This window comes from Mesorhizobium sp. BR1-1-16 (assembly GCF_020165495.1).
Classification (GTDB): domain Bacteria; phylum Pseudomonadota; class Alphaproteobacteria; order Rhizobiales; family Kaistiaceae; genus Kaistia.
Genome location: NZ_JAIUIE010000001.1, coordinates 95,957 through 111,145, shown reverse-complemented (window position 1 = coordinate 111,145; position 15,189 = coordinate 95,957). Strand labels below are relative to the sequence as shown.

Genomic DNA, 15,189 nt, shown 5'->3' with positions numbered 1-15,189 from the left:
GACCTCGCCGAGACGGCCTCCCCCACCCCAGGGAGGCCGTCTTGCCGGTCGGGACTTCCTGCGCCGAACCGGCTGGGGATGGCGACTCACGGCCTGTGACCAGGTTCGCAGTAATGACAGGTCGCGCCACCCCCAAGACCTAAAAGCTTCGCCGCCTGCCGCGAAGCTGACGGATGCGCCGATGCTCGATCCGTCAAGCTCGGAGTTCGAGCAGCCCGGTCGATCCCGAGCGAACGGCCCGGGATAATCATACCGCTCTTCAGGACTGCTTTGAGCGCCAGCGGCCGGCCGGGCTCAGCCCGGTTTGTGGCAGAGATAGGCCTGGAAATGCAGGCGCGTGAGCGTCACCGCGCCATCGATCTCGAACATCTCGTAAAAGAAGAAATAAGGCAGGCTCGTCGAGACCGTGAGTCCTCGCTCGGCCAGAAGCGGCATTATCGTGGCGTCGGGATGCAGGATCATCCGCTGACCCGAACCGGTGGCGATGCCTTGGCGCGCCGCGGGATTTTCCGGCGAGAGGATGCGGGCGACATCGAAATAGAATGCCCCGCCCGGGCGCAGGATTCGCGCAGCCTCATCGAAGACGACGCCGAGATCGGGAATGAAATGCAGCACGCCATTGCAAATGATGTGATCTGCAGAACCGGTGCCGATCGGATAAGGTGCACGGTTGAGATCGTGCAGGTGCAGCGCCTCGCAGACACCCTTCGCAGCGCATGCCTCCAGCAATCCCGCCGAAGCGTCCAGCCCTGTGATGGTGCAGCCGGCCTTGCGAAACAGCGCCGCGCCGAGGCCGGTGCCCACGCCGAAATCAACGATGCGCTGGCCCTTGGCAAGATGAGGATAGACGAGGCCGAACGACACCTGCGGTCCAAGCCAGCCGCTCTTCGCCTGCGCATCATAATCAGCGAAATCATCGTAGAACCTGATCACCTGCGTCGTCGCCGGATCGGATGGCGACTGGGGCAAGGCGGGACGCTCGCTTCGAAACCAATCCCTCAGACGGCGCATCTCGCCTCTCCTACATGCCCGCGATGGGATCTCGTTAGATCCAGATCACCTCGGTGCCATCCCAGACCATGACGCGATCCTGACGGATGTTGAGCATCGTGACGTCCTGCGGATCGACCGCGACCAGCAGCCCCTGCAGAACGCGGCAGACCCCGCCATGCGACACGGCCACGGTATCGTTCTCGAGCGTGTCGAGCCAGGCCCCGATGCGGATGGAAAGATCTAAATAGCTCTCGCCAAATGGCGGCGTGAAGCCCCATTTGTCGGCCTCTCGGGCCGCGACGCGATCAGGCCAAAGGGCGTCGAGTTCGGACGCCGTATAGCCCTCCCAATGGCCGAAGGTGATTTCCTTCAGGATGGGCTCGAGATGATAGGCGGCGGGATCGAGGCCCATCGCTCCACGCACGATCTCCATCGTCTCGCGCGTACGGGCCAGTGGGCTCGACACGAAATCGAAATCGACCGCCTCCGGCATGTGCGCCATCAGCGCCTCGCCGTTGCGGCGAGCCTGGGCGCGACCGCGCTGATTGAGCGGGATGTCCATTTGGCCCTGGAAGCGCCCTTCGGCGTTCCAATCGGTCTCGCCGTGCCGGATAAAGACGATGCGCGGCACTCTTCGCCCCGATGTGACCTGACTGCTGGAGAGCCTATCAGTCCTTGATGACGGAAATATCCGGCGCATCGACGGCCTTCATGCCCACGACATGATAGCCGGAATCGACATGATGGACCTCGCCGGTGACGGCGCGCGAGAGATCGGACAGGAAGTAGACGCTCGAATCACCCACTTCCTCGATCGTAACGGTCCTGCGCAGCGGGGCGTTGTATTCGTTCCACTTCAAGATGTAGCGGAAGTCGCCGATGCCGGATGCGGCCAGCGTCTTGACCGGGCCGGCCGAAATCGCATTGACGCGGATATTCTTCGGCCCGAGATCGACGGCGAGATATTTGACGCTCGCCTCGAGCGCGGCCTTGGCGACGCCCATGACATTGTAGTTCGGCATCACCTTTTCGGCGCCGTAATAAGTCAGCGTCAAAACCGAGCCGCCATTGGTCATCAGCTTCTCGGCGCGCTGCGTCACGGCGGTCAGCGAATAGACCGAGATCAGCATTGTCTTCGTGAAATTGGCCTCGCTCGTATCGAGATAGCGGCCGGTCAGCTCATCCTTGTCGGAGAAGCCAATGGCATGGACGATGAAATCGAGGGAGCCCCAGACGCGCTCGACCTCGGCGAAAACCGCGTCGATCGACTCAGCATCGGTGACATCGCAATGGCCGACCACCAGGCCGCCCACTTCAGCCGCCAGTGGCTCCACGCGCTTCTTCAGCGCATCGCCCTGATAAGTGAAGGCCAGTTCGGCGCCCTGCTCGTGACAGGACTTGGCAATGCCCCAGGCCATCGAACGGTTGTTCGCAAGGCCCATCAGGAGCCCGCGCTTGCCCTTCATGATTCCGCCGGCCTGTTGCATGCATTATCTCTCTATTGGCGTGGGGGACGCGAGCCTCCTATCGCACAGGCGTTTTTTCGCTTCAAGCGAAGGCGGACCGGATCGGATCACACTTCCTGAACGTCATTCGTCATCCCGCGACGGATTGAGAAACCCTCATGACGGCGGCGGTGCTTGCGGATAGTCTCCGCGGCCATGTCCAGCGCCTCCTCCCTGACCCGCCCTACCCCCGCTCTGATCGATCGCTTCGCGGCGATCGTCGGCCCCGCGCATGCGCTCACCGATGCCGAGGCGACGCTGCCTTACCGCACCGAATGGCGCGACCGCTTTCCCGGCGCAACGCCGCTGGTGCTGCGGCCGGGATCGACTGCGGAGGTCTCGGCGATCCTCGCTCTCGCCAATGATGCGCGTGTGGCCATCGTTCCGCAGAGTGGCAATACCGGCCTCGTCGGCGCCCAGGTGCCGGACCAGAGCGGCAGCGAGATCGTGCTTTCGCTCGACCGGATGACGCGGATCCGCGCGGTCGACGCCGAAGGCTACACGCTGACGGCCGAGGCAGGCGCTATTCTGGCCGACGTCCAGGCCGCAGCTGAAGAAGCCGGGCGGTTGTTCCCGTTGTCGCTCGGCGCCGAGGGCTCCTGCCGCATCGGCGGCAATATCTCTTCCAACGCTGGCGGCACGGCCGTCCTCGCTTATGGCAATACGCGCGACCTCGTGCTCGGGCTGGAAGTGGTGCTGGCCGATGGCCGCATCTGGGAGGGGCTGACGGGCCTCCGCAAGGACAATACCGGCTACGACCTCAAGCAGCTCTTCATCGGCGGCGAGGGCACGCTCGGCGTCGTGACGGCAGCCGTCCTGAAGCTCTACCCGCGACCGCGCGGCCAGGCAATCGCCTTCGCGGCCGTGGAAAGCCCGGCAGCTGCGCTCTCGCTGTTCACGCAGGCGCGCGAGCGGGCCGGACACGATCTCACCGGCTTCGAACTGATGCCGCGCATCGGGCTGCAGATGGTGCTCGACCATCTGCCGGGTACGCGCGACCCACTGGCAGAAGCGTCACCCTGGTATGTCCTGATCGAGATAGCATCCGGCCATTCCGACGAGCAGGCCAGCGCAGCGCTTGAAGATGTCCTCGGCGCGGCATTCGAGGCGGGCATGGTCAGCGACGCCGCCATTGCCCAGTCGATCGCCGATCGCAAGGCCTTCTGGCATTTGCGGCATGGCATGTCGGAGGCGCAGAAGCCGGAAGGCGGCTCGATCAAGCACGACGTCTCCGTGCCGGTGGCGCGGGTGCCTGAGTTCCTCGACGAAGCGATCGCGGCCGTCGAGGCAATGGTGCCCGGCTGCAGGCCCGTTCCGTTCGGGCATCTCGGCGACGGCAATATTCACTTCAATGTCACGCAGCCCCTGGGCGCCGACAAGGCGGAATACCTCGCACGCTGGGAGAAGATGAACGCGCTCGTGCACGGCATCGTCGCCAGCTATCGGGGCTCGATTTCGGCCGAACACGGTATCGGCCGGCTGAAGCGCGACCTCTTGCCCGACGTCAAGGGTCCCGTGGCCATGGACATGATGCGCGCCATCAAGGCCGCCTTTGATCCGAACGGCATCCTCAATCCCGGCAAGATGCTCTGAGCGCGTGACCGCGGCCAAGAAGACCCGCAAGGCCGCGCCGCGCGCTGGCGCCGGGAAGGCCCGGCAGTCATCCGGAAAGGCGGGCGCCTCTCCGAAGACGCGCGCTCGTCGGCCGGCTGCACAATCGAAAACCGCGCGGGCCGAGCCGACCGGCTTCGGCGGCTGGCTCTGGCTGCTGGTGATCGGGCAATTGCTCGTCACCGCGCGGATGATCGATACGCTGATGAAAATGGCGGCGCTCTTCGGCGGTCCCGTCTGGCAGGCTCACCGCGGCCTCGTCATTACCGACCTCGCGCTTTACGGCGCCGCCTTCTTCCTGCAGCTCCTCGTCCTTGCCGCGTTGGCGCTGCGCAAGGCGCAATTCGTGCCGCTCTTCATCACTGCGGTCGTCGCCTATTTCCTGATCGGCCGGCTTGAACCGCTGCTCGCCATCGCCTTTCTCGGCATGGACCCGTCCCGCCTCATCTCACGCGCGGTGCTGTTACCGATGGCGGTCGAGTTCGGCGTCGGGCTCCTCTGGGGCGCCTATGTGCTGATGTCGCGACGGGTCCGGAATACCTTCGTCCGATGACCGCTGGCGGGCGGCGTGAAACTTCCCGTCAACCTTATGCGGTCACGCCCTGCTAACCCTCTCTGAAACCAAGGGATATTAACCACGTTCCTTAAGGGGAAACGGCTCTCCGCATGCCATTCTGCTCTCCACGGACGCGGCGGTCCGGTGTCTTCGGACCACCGCTTCGGAATTCGTTAACCACTGAGAGTGAGGCACAGAATGGGACGCCACGCCGCCAATACGAACGCCACGCAGCGCGATCTCCGGCTCGATCCGTTCTCCCTTCCCGTCCGCTACTCCGCGGCGTTGTCGCATCCGAACGGCGTTGCCGCCATCGTGCTCGGCCGTGACCGCGTCACCGTCAAGCGGCCGCTCGGCGGCATCGACGCGACGCTCGCCTGCCCGATCCAGGCCTTTCGCGGCGTTGCCGTCCGGATGACGATCGATGCCGTTACCGACCGGCTGCGGACCGAGATCGAACTGATGCATCCCGACAGCGCGATGTCGCTGCCGCTCGCCTCCGTCGAGGATCTCGGCGATGGCGAGGATGTCGCGGCCGATTGGCAGGCCTGGGGCAAGGCGCTCGGCCTGCCGCTGCTGATCATCGAGACCGATGGCACCGTGCGCGAGGCGATGCCGCGCCTCGGCGGCCTTGATATCCAGGCGCCGCGGGCGCGCCGCATGGTCGCTTCGATGAAGCGCCGCCGTCCCCGCTTCCTGAAGCGTCGCAAGGTTGGTGCGAAGGGCGAGACCGCGCGCGTCGAGATCAACGAGATCATTGCCCGCGACTGATCCGCTCAGGTTCCGGCGGCGCCCAGTAACCCGTCGAGCAGCAGCCCGGCGAGGAAGATGAGGCCAAAGGGCCAGTTGGACTTGAACAGCCTGAGCTGCAGCGCGCCATCGTCCAGATCGATCCGCGCCACCTGCCAACCGAGCTGCACTGCGCCGGCGGCCAGGCCGAGATAGGCCAGCGGCCCGGCCTGCGCGAAGAGCAGCGCGGCGGCGAAAAGCGCTACGGCCCCCGCATAGAAGAAGCCGACATAAAGCGGCGCGCGATCCCCGAACAGCCGCGCCGTCGAGCGGACGCCGACGATCGCATCGTCTTCCTTGTCCTGCAACGCGTAGATCGTGTCATAGCCGATCGTCCAGGCGACGCCGCCGGCATAGAGCAGCAGCGGGGCGGCCGAAAGGCTGCCGAACCATGCGGCCCAGCCCATCAGCGCGCCCCACGAAAAAGCGAGACCGAGCACCGATTGCGGCCAGTCGGTGATCCGCTTCATGAAGGGATAGGCCGCGACGACGCCGAGCGAGGCAAAGCCGACGAGGATCGTGAACGCATTGAACGCCAACAGCACCATGAGGCCGACCAGAGCCTGCAACAGCAGGAACAGCTTGGCTTGCCGGACGCTGACCTGCCCGCTCGGGATCGGCCGCGAGCGCGTGCGGGCGACGCCGGCGTCAAGGTCGCGATCGACGATGTCGTTATAGGTACAGCCAGCGCCGCGCATCGCGACCGCGCCGATGAAGAACAAGAGGCCATGCAAGAGATTCGGCAGCGGCGCATTCGCTGCGCCGCTCGCCAGCGCGGCCGACCACCAGCAGGGCAGCAGCAGCAATTGCCAGCCGATCGGACGATCCCAGCGCGCCAGCCGCGCATAGGGCTTCAGCCAATGGGGCGCAAAGCGATCGACGGCATTGCCGCGCGCGGCGTCGGCGACCTGAGGCGCATCGGCGGTATTTGGCTGCGGCATCGACGATCCCCAACTCACGCGTCGTCGCCCTTATACGCGCAGCCGCCGCGCCCCGGAACCGGCGGCTTCCAGATAGTGTTGCATTCGCGGCCGATCATGACACATTTTTGCCGAGGGCCCGTCGGGAGAGCAGGCGCCCGATCGTCCTTGACCAGGGAAACGGCGCTGCAGCGCCCCCGCCTCGAGGATCTGTGGAGGACCACAACATGACAGAGACGCTTCTGCCGGCCGCCGAACTGGCCGCCCGCAACCCGGTGCGCATCCTCAACGAGAGCGCCGAATATCGAGCCGCGCGGCAGAAACTGCTGGCCGAGGAATATGAATTGCGCCGGTTGACGGAGCGGGTCGCCGAACTGCGGCGCCAGCTTCCGCCCGGCGCGCCGGTGACGGGCGACTATCGCTTCATTGCCGAGGACGGGCGCGAGATCGCCTTCGCCGAACTGTTCGGCGACCACCAGACGCTCGCGATCTACAATTTCATGTTCGGGCCGCAGCGCGCCCGCCCCTGCCCGATGTGCACCAACCTGCTGGGCGCGCTCGAAGGCAATGGCAACGACGTCATGCAGCAGATGGCGCTGGCCGTCGTCGCGCGCTCGCCGATCGAAAGGCTGAAGGCGTTCAAGAAAGAGCGCGGCTGGAAGGCGCTGAAGCTCTATAGCGATGCCAACGGCAACTGGTCGCGCGATTTCCACGCCGTCGGCGATGATGGCGGCGACATTCCGGGCATGCACGTCTTCACGCGACGCGACGGCACGATCCGCCATTTCTGGAGCGGCGAGATGACCGAGGGCGATCCCGGCCAGGACCCGCGCGGCGCGCCGGAACTCGCCCCGCTCTGGCACATGCTGGACGTGCGCCCCGAAGGGCGCGCACCGGACTGGTATCCGGATCTCGACTACCCGAAATAGGCGCCCTCAGGCCCCGGCGCCGAGCCGCTTCATGAAGAAATGGCGGCTCTGCCCCTTCGGATGATCGGGCAAGGTGCCGAACTGTTCATAGCCAAGGCGCCGATAGAATTCCGGCGCCTGGAAGGCGAAGGTATCGAGCCAGACGCCGACGCAGCCGCTGGCGCGCGCCTTCGCCTCGGCGGTCTGCATCAGCTTGGTGCCGAGACCCGTCCCGCGAAATTCGTCAGGCGCGACCAGCAGCTCGACAAACAGCCAGTCATAAATGATCCGCCCCCACAGCCCGCCGATCGTCGCGCCCGTCTCTGGATGACGCACCAGCACGGCGACAGGCTCATAGCCGGAAGGCCCGCCGGCCACATCATTATAGGCGATCAGAGCCGCGAGAATGGCTTGGTGATCCGCTTCCTGCGGCGCCTCGGCGAGGACAATAAGCGGCTGCATGCGGTCTCCTGTTGGCGGGGGTTGGGGGGATTGTCGGAACGCCAGCGGCATGAGGCATACCAGCCAAGGGCGCCAGTGCGAAACATTGGGCGGATCGACAATCAGGAGCCGCCGCGCCCCACGCTCTCCCTTCGGTCATTGCCGGGTCAGGCCCGGCAATAGCAGAAGAGCGGATAAGTCGCCGGGAGAACGTCGTTTAATCTCGGAGCTGCGTGACTGCCGTTGAGCGTGAGCACAGATCGGTTGGACTTGCATGCCGCCTGCGAGAACGGCCGAGAAGGGTTGGGGAGCGGACAGACCGGTTAGGATGGCTTTGAGGCCTGTCCGGCAACTAGAAACCATGCGACGCGATCCGGACGCAGCAGGGAGGCAAGAACACTGGAAATCTGGGCCGCGGGAGACGTCAGTATCGCGTCGGCGCTCAGATGCGTTTCAATCTTCAACCATTCGGCGACGAGGTCACCGACGCTGAACACAGTGTGGCCAATGTTTAGCGAGAAGTTCGTCCCGTCCTCGATTAAGCCTACTCCGAATGTGCTGAAGTCATTGGGGACAAAGATGTTGATATTTATGTGGTCGAAGCCCTTCATCGCACCGTCGGCGATAGAGGCAAGTCCGCTTCGGTCCATAATCAAAAGCACCGCTGGCAAGAGACTGGTCGGATTCGCTAGAAGGTTCCGGAAGTCATCACAACGTCCCTCGGTCACGGCGGTTAGAAACCGCAGCGCGTCCTTGCCTTTAAGCCCCGGATTAGCGATCCGCCCGCCACGTTGATGAAGAATACTGAGCAGCAGGCCGGACATCGATTCCAACTCCTCCTCGCAGCCTAGGACACCGGCGGCAGCCGCAAAAGCCACGTAGAACGGGGTTATCTCGTCAGACACCGGCACGATCGAATTGCTGTAGTGCGCCATTATAAGGCGCACGAGGTCGGACGCCTTCGGAGCGATCAGCGCTGTGCTCTCGCCGGAGATGATCTGGATGTGGACCGCGGCACCGAGCCAACCCAGGATGCTCATCACTCGCAACGGCAGGAAGTAGTAGTCGGCGGTGCCGCCGTCCTTCGAGAGTAACGCATAGGAGCTTTCGGCAAAGTCTTCCAAAAGCTGATCGGTCCCCTCGCGTATGGACGCAACGACCTGTTTCGATAGTTGCATGATCGCATCGGCGCAGTGCGTGCTGGACCCAGCCATTGGCAGAAGCGCGACCGCGCACGCAGATTGGAGTCTGGCAACGTCAAAGTCATCGCCCGTTGCGGCTATGCGGGCGCCGAATGTCGCGGCCAGCCCATTTATGAAAGCCGCAGCGACTGCAGGCTCCTCCTCTAGGTTCGCGCAGACTGGCTGAACGACATCGAGAAACCGCTCGGCGTCAAACTCTCTGGTAAGCGATAGATACTGCTCCCAAATTGCAGCGGAAGCGGCGCGGATATGCTCGTTGCCTGCCCCGTCCGAAGCGAGACCGGGGAACGTTTCGCTAATGTGTGCACTACCTCCGGAGAAGCGTGGATTTTTAGCAAGTTGGGAAATGCCGAAGAGATTGATACCCCAGCAGACCGGAGACTGCTCTGTGCCCTTCATCATTCTTGACACGACTTGTCCAACCTCCACTAGGTCAAGCGACGGTCGGGTTGTCTGGACAGGCGTTTCTCCTCTCAGGCACGACATCAGCGTTGTCGAGCAATGCCCGGCTCCATCCGACTCACCCGCATATTGATCGGACCCCGCCGCTGCCAAGATCGAAATGGCCAATGATCCAGCCTTTCCAATGATATTGGGGTTGAGGAGGACGCCAATGTCATGCACGACGCCACCTGCGTGGCAGGCGTCGATAATCAGATTGGTGTGACGGATCTTCGCCTCGGTTATCCAGCTGAACAGCTCTGTCATCGACAGGGCGCTCAGCGACATCCGGCCGAAGTCAGTATCCTTCAGGCAAAGAAAGTAGCCGTTGTCCTTCACTCCACCGTGTCCGGCAAAGAAGAACGTCAGTTCCTCGATGGGCGCGCCGGAAAAGAGTGCGGCTTCAATGGTTGATCGCAACGCCGCCATCGTCGGCGACAGCAGCAGCTTCGACCGCGCCTGGTCGTACTCCCCCCAGTTCTTTGCCACGAGGTGCTCGAAGATTGTCGCTGCGTCGTTTTCCGCGCCCGCAAGAGGCCGGAGGGGCGGATTGTCGTAGCCGTCGCAACCGCTGGCGATCAGAACTCTCAAAGCGAGTCTCCCTCCCAGGCCAGAGGGAATCTCGCAAGTCGGTCGCTTTCCCTCTGTCTGGCGAGTTCGGACTTCTGCGCCTTCACCTGTTCGACGCGCTCGATGAACTCCGGTCCCCGCGTTTCGAGATCGGCGATAGTCTTTTCAAAGGCATCTCGTCCCATGTGGATCTGCGGCAGACTGACCTCGCCATTCTCGTCGATGCCAAACTCGATCATCTCAAGGGCGGCCAGGAAGGCGTCGGCAGGAGACTGACCCGGGCCGACGACAACTGTATTTCCGGACTTCTCGGTGGACTGGCTGATCGTCTGGTAGAGGGAAGCTTGTAACTGCGCCGTCAGACCCTCGATCAAACGTTTTCTCGTCTCAACGAACTTGGCAAGATCGTGGTTGACGACGTCGTCGAAGTGGGAGCGGACTTCGAACGAATGCGCCTGCATTTCGCCAGCCTCGTCGCCGTGCTCGGTAGGCTTTGTCCTCCACATACGGCCATGCTGGAATTTCTGCGCGTTCCGGGGAGAGATGAGTTCGTCGCGCCGCTTCTGCAGATCGGCCGAAACTTGTTTGGTGAAGGCCTCGTTGAATTCCTTGATGCGGCTGCGATATCTGAATGGCGCCACTTGGCCGACTCATGGTTGAGGTGATGTTCACATCGATATAGTCGTCAAGCAATCTCCGAACAACGCTGTGGGCTTGACGATGCCGCGGTGAATGGCGCGCCCGACGCGTGTGGACCACAGCATCTTCTAGGTCACTGTAACCGCGCTTCTTTCAAGAACAGCGTCTTGGGCGCTATCGAGTAGCAAAGTTATCTTTGCTACTAGGTTCCGCGCACCGATCGAGATTCGGACCGACTATTTTTCTCGCGCGTCTGGTTTCTGATTCCGCTCCCGACAAGCAGTAGTTCACTCAACAGACCGGCTCAGCCCTCCGTGGGGAACAAACGAATGGCAAGTTTCCAGTGGCGAAGGAAGCACCTCGAACGACCGAAATGGGCTCGGAAGCAGCCGGCAGTCGTATCTCGCAAGCGGATTTCGGTAGCCCGTTGATTTGCAAGTCCGACCTTGCATGAACGTCGTCCGCCCCAACCGCACGCCAACCGCATCATCCCCCCGCCCTCGACATTCCCCGTCCCGCTTGCTAAGCGCGGCTCTCGCCATTTTGCCGCCGAAAGCCTTGCGGGGACCGATCCATGACCGATACGCGCCTCAATGTTCTCCTGATCGGTTCTGGCGGGCGTGAGCATGCGCTCGCTTGGAAGCTGGCGCAGTCGCCGCGATTGAAGCGGCTCTATGCGGCGCCGGGCAATCCGGGGATCGCCGAATATGCGCTGCTCTGTGCGCTCGATGCCGATGATCATCCCGCGATCGTCGATTTCTGCCGGCGCGAGGCTGTCGATCTCGTGGTGGTCGGGCCCGAGGCGCCGCTGGTGGCGGGCCTTGCCGACGCGCTCACCGCTGCCGGCATCGCCGTGTTCGGGCCGAGCAAGGCGGCGGCGGCGCTGGAAGGCTCCAAGGGCTTCACCAAGGATCTCTGCGCGGAAGCCGGCATTCCGACGGCCGCCTATCAGCGCTTCACGGAGGCCGAGCCGGCGCGCGGTTATGCGCGCGCGATGGGCGCGCCGATCGTCGTCAAGGCGGATGGCATCGCGGCCGGCAAGGGCGTTGTGGTCGCCGAGACGCTGGACGAGGCGATCGAGGCCATCGACGCCTGTTTCGACGGCGCTTTCGGCGCGGCCGGCGCCGAGGTGGTGATCGAGGAATGCCTTGTTGGCGAGGAAGCGAGCTTCTTCGCCATCGCCGACGGCACGACGGCGATCGCGTTCGGCGCCGCGCAGGACCACAAGCGCGCCTTCGATGGCGATCAGGGCCCGAACACCGGCGGCATGGGCGCCTATTCGCCAGCTCCCGTGATGACCGAAGCGATGATCGAGCGCGTGATGGCCGAGATCATCCGGCCAACGGTCGCGACGATGGCGGCGCGCGGCACGCCGTTCCAGGGCGTGCTCTTCGCAGGGCTGATGATTACGGCCAAGGGGCCGGAGCTCATCGAATATAATGTCCGCTTCGGCGATCCTGAATGCCAGGTGCTGATGATGCGGATGACGAGCGACCTGCTCGATCTCCTGCTGGCCGCAGCCGAAGGCCGCCTCGAGGGGGAGGTTCCCTGTTTCCGCGATGCGGCGGCGCTCACCGTGGTCATGGCCGCCAAGGGCTATCCCGGCAGCTATAAGAAAGGCACGCCGATCGGCAGTCTCAAAGCAGCGCAGGCCGTGCCCGGCGCCGAAGTCTTCCAAGCCGGGACGGCAGCGACACCTGACGGGCTCATTTCGGCGGGCGGACGCGTGCTTAATGTCTCGGCTTGCGGCACCACGCTGCGCGAGGCACAGGAGCGTGCCTATGAGGCTGTGGCGGCGATCGATTGGCCGGAGGGGTTCTGCCGGTCGGATATCGGTTGGCGGGCGCTCGCGCGATAACCCGCCTCGGCCCCTCCTAGAAGACCAGCGCGGGCAGAGAGGACATGTCGGGCAGGGTCGGAATTCCCGCCAGCATCGCCGCGCCGCCACGCATGGCATAGGCGACGGCGAAAACGCCCGGGATGATCGGCAGGAGGCCGAGGCAGGCCACAAGAAAGCTGGAGGGCGGCCTGCGGCATTCTTCGCGTTGCAAGAGGTAGCTGGTCTTCAGCAGGTGGGCGATCAGAGCGCAGATCGCGCCGAGCAGGCCCGAGATCGACATCCAGAACAGCACCCCACCCAGCACCATGCCGAGCGGCGGAACCAACTCCTCGCCCTTCTTGGGAAGCGACGTGAACATCGCGGCCAGGATCGCCAGCACAAAGGCGATATGACCAATCAGAAAATGGATCAAGGGACGGAACGGGTCGATTTTCGGAGGCCCATTCCCTGCCGGCTGCCGATCTGTAATTAGGCGCTCCGTCATTGACATTCCCCGATATCGATGACCCGAGTCGAATATCGAAACTACAACCATCGCTAGATCGGTCAAGATCATCGAATTGCTGACGGCGATCAATCGGTCATGCGGAGAAATGCCTCGCACGAATTGCCGAAGCGGCGAATTCACAGCGCGCACCAACCAAGCCGGACTTTCCCCGGACGCCCGAATCCGGCAGAGTCCGCCGATGCCTATCCGCCGCCTCACCGACGACATGATCAACCGCATCGCTGCCGGCGAAGTGGTCGAGCGGCCGGCGAGCGTCGTCAAGGAACTCGTTGAAAACGCCATCGACGCCGGCGCCAAGCGGATCGAGATCGTCACGGCCGGCGGCGGCATCGCGCTGATCCGAATCACCGATGACGGCTCGGGCATGGACGCGGCCGATCTCGCTGTTGCCGTCGAGCGCCATGCGACTTCGAAGCTTGCCGACGACCTGCTCGATATCCGCACGCTCGGCTTTCGGGGCGAGGCGCTCGCTTCCATCGGCGCGGTGGCGCGGCTTTCGATTTCCAGCCGCCATGCCGGCGAGCCGCATGGCTGGGAAGTCGCGGTCTCGGGCGGCATCGTCGAGCCGCTGCGCCCGGCGGCGATTGCGAAGGGCACGCGCGTCGAGGTCCGCGACCTTTTCTTCGCGACACCAGCGCGGCTCAAATTCATGAAGGGCGAACGCGCCGAGGCGAGCGCGATCACCGATGTCGTGAAGCGCCTTGCCATGGCGCATCCGGAAATCCGCTTCAACCTCTCGGGCAGCGATCGCACGGCGCTCGACCTGCCTTCGACCGGCGATGGCGGTTTCGCCGAGCGGCTGGCGCAAGTGCTCGGGCGCGACTTCGCCGATAACGCCATGATCATCGATGCGGCGCGCGAAGGCGTGCGGCTCGCCGGCCAGGCCGGCCTGCCGACCTTCCACCGGGCCAACGGGCTGCAGCAATATCTCTTCGTGAATGGTCGCCCGGTGCGCGACAAGCTGCTCATCGGCGCGCTCAGGGCCGGCTATGCCGATGTCATGGCCCGCGACCGCCATCCGGTCGCCGCGCTCCAGCTGATGCTCGATCCGCATGAGGTCGACGTCAATGTCCATCCCGCCAAGGCTGATGTGCGCTTTCGTGATCCGGGCCTCGTGCGCGGGCTGATCGTCGGCGCGCTCAGACAGGCGATCCATCAATCGGGACATCGCGCGACGTCGACCGGCGGCGGCGCCACTATTGCCGCCTTCCGTCCCGGCACGCCGCCTCCTTTCTCATCCGCCCATGCCTCGCGCCCGGCCTATGCGGCAGCGCGCAGCGCGGCGGCCTATGCCTGGGAGGCGCCGAGCTTTGCCGAACCGCAAACCGGCTTCGAAGCGGTCAATCAGCCCTCGGCCGATGCGCGCGCGCATGACAGCCCCGCCGATGCGCGGATCGCAAGGCCGCTCGGCGCGGCCAGGGCGCAGGTTCACAGCACCTATGTCATCGCACAGACGGAGGACGGCATCGTCATCGTCGACCAGCATGCGGCGCATGAGCGGCTGGTCTATGAGCGGCTGAAGCAGGCGCTCGCCCGTTCCGGCGCGGCGCGGCAGATCCTGCTCATTCCCGATATCGTCGACCTGCCGTCCGAAGACGTTGCGCGGCTCATCGCCCGCGCCGAAGAACTGGCGGAACTTGGCCTTGTCATCGAGGGTTTCGGGCCCGGCGCCGTCGCCGTGCGCGAAACGCCGGCGCTGCTCGGCAGCGTCGACAGCGCGGCGCTGCTGGCCGATCTCGCCGATGATTTCGCGGAATGGGACGGCTCGACGCGCCTTGCCGAAAAGCTCGATCACGTTGCGGCGACGATGGCCTGCCATGGCTCGGTGCGCGCCGGTCGCCAGCTTCGTCCCGAAGAGATGGACGCGCTGCTGCGCGAAATGGAAGCGACGCCCGGCTCCGGCCAGTGCAATCACGGCCGGCCGACCTATGTCGAGCTGAAACTCTCCGATATCGAGCGGCTGTTCGGACGCCGATAAGGTCGGCGATTGCGAAGCCGGCGGTTTCGCAGCATAAGGACAGCCATGAACCGCATGGAAAATACCGGCCGCGGCGGCGAAGCCCGCATCCGCTATCTCGATGGCGATTACCAGATCCTGTCGCCCGGCGCCTTCGTGCGCTGCGCCGTGACCGGCGTCGCCATTCCGCTCGACGAACTCCGCTATTGGAGCGTCGCGCAGCAGGAAGCCTATGCCGACGCAGCCGCCTCGCTCGCCCGCCACAAGGCGCTCGGGCTGGTCTGAGATCACCGCAAGGACGCGCCTGCT

General features: G+C 64.3%; 15 protein-coding genes. 7 read left to right on the top strand and 8 right to left on the bottom strand.

What is annotated here, in order from left to right; translation table 11 throughout:
- Window positions 1-294: 294 nt before the first annotated feature.
- From LB518_RS00530 to fabI, 3 genes are read right to left on the bottom strand one after another with little or no spacing between them, the layout of a single operon-like run.
- The gene (locus LB518_RS00530; protein WP_224571834.1) at window positions 295-1,011 is read right to left on the bottom strand and encodes a class I SAM-dependent DNA methyltransferase; all 717 of its coding nucleotides are present in this window, start codon (window positions 1,009-1,011) and stop codon (window positions 295-297) included.
- 34 nt (window positions 1,012-1,045) lie between these two features.
- A complete protein-coding gene (locus LB518_RS00525; RefSeq protein WP_224571833.1) occupies window positions 1,046-1,624 on the bottom strand; it encodes a histidine phosphatase family protein in 579 nt (192 codons plus the stop codon).
- A gap of 37 nt (window positions 1,625-1,661) precedes the next feature.
- A complete protein-coding gene (fabI, locus tag LB518_RS00520; RefSeq protein WP_224571831.1) occupies window positions 1,662-2,480 on the bottom strand; it encodes an enoyl-ACP reductase FabI in 819 nt (272 codons plus the stop codon).
- 174 nt (window positions 2,481-2,654) lie between these two features.
- Here fabI and LB518_RS00515 point away from each other — a divergent pair, with 174 nt between their 5' ends.
- The 3 genes from LB518_RS00515 (at window position 2,655) to LB518_RS00505 (ending at window position 5,436) form a co-directional block, all read left to right on the top strand.
- Entirely contained in the window at window positions 2,655-4,091 is a 1,437-nt protein-coding gene (locus LB518_RS00515; RefSeq protein ID WP_224571829.1) for an FAD-binding oxidoreductase, read from the top strand.
- A gap of 4 nt (window positions 4,092-4,095) precedes the next feature.
- Window positions 4,096-4,662 (top strand): DUF2569 family protein, encoded by a 567-nt coding sequence (locus LB518_RS00510; RefSeq protein ID WP_224571827.1) that lies wholly within the window; start codon window positions 4,096-4,098, stop codon window positions 4,660-4,662.
- A gap of 201 nt (window positions 4,663-4,863) precedes the next feature.
- Entirely contained in the window at window positions 4,864-5,436 is a 573-nt protein-coding gene (locus tag LB518_RS00505; protein WP_224571825.1) for a DUF6101 family protein, read from the top strand.
- A gap of 5 nt (window positions 5,437-5,441) precedes the next feature.
- On the opposite strand, the gene ubiA is transcribed toward LB518_RS00505, so the two are convergent.
- Complete coding sequence (gene ubiA / locus LB518_RS00500; protein WP_224571823.1) at window positions 5,442-6,395, bottom strand: 4-hydroxybenzoate octaprenyltransferase; 954 nt, start codon at window positions 6,393-6,395, stop codon at window positions 5,442-5,444.
- Window positions 6,396-6,601: 206 nt separating this feature from the next.
- Between ubiA and LB518_RS00495 the strand changes: the two genes are divergently transcribed.
- Entirely contained in the window at window positions 6,602-7,303 is a 702-nt protein-coding gene (locus LB518_RS00495; protein WP_224571822.1) for a DUF899 family protein, read from the top strand.
- 6 nt (window positions 7,304-7,309) lie between these two features.
- On the opposite strand, the gene LB518_RS00490 is transcribed toward LB518_RS00495, so the two are convergent.
- The 3 genes from LB518_RS00490 to LB518_RS00480 all read right to left on the bottom strand — a co-directional run bounded on the left by LB518_RS00490 (window position 7,310) and on the right by LB518_RS00480 (window position 10,577).
- Window positions 7,310-7,744: a GNAT family N-acetyltransferase gene (locus tag LB518_RS00490; protein WP_224571820.1), complete on the bottom strand. Its 435-nt coding sequence runs from the start codon at window positions 7,742-7,744 to the stop codon at window positions 7,310-7,312.
- Between the two features lie 302 nt (window positions 7,745-8,046).
- Entirely contained in the window at window positions 8,047-9,957 is a 1,911-nt protein-coding gene (locus LB518_RS00485) for a caspase family protein (protein WP_224571818.1), read from the bottom strand.
- Window positions 9,954-10,577 (bottom strand): hypothetical protein, encoded by a 624-nt coding sequence (locus LB518_RS00480; RefSeq protein ID WP_224571816.1) that lies wholly within the window; start codon window positions 10,575-10,577, stop codon window positions 9,954-9,956. The genes LB518_RS00485 and LB518_RS00480 overlap by 4 nt, the downstream gene beginning before the upstream one ends.
- Before the next feature lie 572 nt (window positions 10,578-11,149).
- On the opposite strand from LB518_RS00480, the gene purD reads away from it, so the two are divergent.
- The gene (gene purD / locus LB518_RS00475) at window positions 11,150-12,433 is read left to right on the top strand and encodes a phosphoribosylamine--glycine ligase (RefSeq protein ID WP_224571814.1); all 1,284 of its coding nucleotides are present in this window, start codon (window positions 11,150-11,152) and stop codon (window positions 12,431-12,433) included.
- A gap of 16 nt (window positions 12,434-12,449) precedes the next feature.
- On the opposite strand, the gene LB518_RS00470 is transcribed toward purD, so the two are convergent.
- Window positions 12,450-12,899, bottom strand: a complete 450-nt coding sequence (locus tag LB518_RS00470; protein ID WP_224571813.1) for a hypothetical protein — start codon at window positions 12,897-12,899, stop codon at window positions 12,450-12,452.
- A gap of 202 nt (window positions 12,900-13,101) precedes the next feature.
- On the opposite strand from LB518_RS00470, the gene mutL reads away from it, so the two are divergent.
- Both mutL and LB518_RS00460 read left to right on the top strand, forming a co-directional pair.
- Complete coding sequence (gene mutL / locus LB518_RS00465) at window positions 13,102-14,901, top strand: DNA mismatch repair endonuclease MutL (RefSeq protein ID WP_224571811.1); 1,800 nt, start codon at window positions 13,102-13,104, stop codon at window positions 14,899-14,901.
- A gap of 45 nt (window positions 14,902-14,946) precedes the next feature.
- Window positions 14,947-15,165 (top strand): DUF2093 domain-containing protein, encoded by a 219-nt coding sequence (locus LB518_RS00460; protein ID WP_073051516.1) that lies wholly within the window; start codon window positions 14,947-14,949, stop codon window positions 15,163-15,165.
- Window positions 15,166-15,189: the final 24 nt, after the last annotated feature.

Bases quoted from the DNA above. Each gene is read 5' to 3' on its own strand.
- LB518_RS00505 (WP_224571825.1), top strand. From the start codon at position 4,864: ATGGGACGCCACGCCGCCAATACGAACGCCACGCAGCGCGATCTCCGG.
- LB518_RS00530 (WP_224571834.1), bottom strand. From the start codon at position 1,011: ATGCGCCGTCTGAGGGATTGGTTTCGAAGCGAGCGTCCCGCCTTGCCC.
- LB518_RS00490 (WP_224571820.1), bottom strand. From the start codon at position 7,744: ATGCAGCCGCTTATTGTCCTCGCCGAGGCGCCGCAGGAAGCGGATCAC.
- LB518_RS00460 (WP_073051516.1), top strand. From the start codon at position 14,947: ATGAACCGCATGGAAAATACCGGCCGCGGCGGCGAAGCCCGCATCCGC.
- LB518_RS00470 (WP_224571813.1), bottom strand. From the start codon at position 12,899: ATGACGGAGCGCCTAATTACAGATCGGCAGCCGGCAGGGAATGGGCCT.
- purD (WP_224571814.1), top strand. From the start codon at position 11,150: ATGACCGATACGCGCCTCAATGTTCTCCTGATCGGTTCTGGCGGGCGT.
- LB518_RS00515 (WP_224571829.1), top strand. From the start codon at position 2,655: ATGTCCAGCGCCTCCTCCCTGACCCGCCCTACCCCCGCTCTGATCGAT.
- ubiA (WP_224571823.1), bottom strand. From the start codon at position 6,395: ATGCCGCAGCCAAATACCGCCGATGCGCCTCAGGTCGCCGACGCCGCG.
- mutL (WP_224571811.1), top strand. From the start codon at position 13,102: ATGCCTATCCGCCGCCTCACCGACGACATGATCAACCGCATCGCTGCC.
- LB518_RS00495 (WP_224571822.1), top strand. From the start codon at position 6,602: ATGACAGAGACGCTTCTGCCGGCCGCCGAACTGGCCGCCCGCAACCCG.
- fabI (WP_224571831.1), bottom strand. From the start codon at position 2,480: ATGCAACAGGCCGGCGGAATCATGAAGGGCAAGCGCGGGCTCCTGATG.